Here is a 402-nt window from a genome sequence, read left to right as displayed (position 1 = left end):
GGACTGCTGTGCGGCATCGCGTACCGCTTTGACCTGTGCGGGGGCGGCTCGCAGTGCGGCCAGGTTGGCGGTGGTGGTCTCCAGGTAGCGGCGGAACTCGAAGAGCTCGTCCACCTGCCGCAGGTCCGCGGGCAGGAAGTTGGAGAGCGACTGCTGCCAGGAGGACTGCTCGGGCTCGGCCACATAGATGCCGCGGCCCTTCTGGACGGACAGCCGCCCCAGGGCGGAGAGGATCTTCACCGCTTCCCGGACCACGGTCCGGCTCATCCGCACCTCGTCCGCCAGATCCTTCTCGGTCGGCAGCCGGGCGCCGGGCTGAAGGCCCGCCCGGATGACGTACTCGAGAATGCGCTCAGCGGCGACCTCATACCCGGGACGGTAGCCCCGCCCCGCGCTCGCGGG

Annotated in this window: 1 protein-coding gene; it reads right to left on the bottom strand. The window is 70.6% G+C overall.

The genetic code is table 11. From position 1 onward, the window contains the following. On the bottom strand, window positions 1-402 hold a 402-nt coding region (locus JK364_RS54680; protein ID WP_201858920.1), incomplete at both ends, for a FadR/GntR family transcriptional regulator.

It is taken from the genome of Streptomyces endocoffeicus, from assembly GCF_016741935.1.
GTDB lineage: Bacteria > Actinomycetota > Actinomycetes > Streptomycetales > Streptomycetaceae > Streptomyces > Streptomyces endocoffeicus.
The sequence above is the reverse complement of the archived record's forward strand: the minus strand, read 5'-3'. Positions and strand labels throughout refer to the sequence as shown.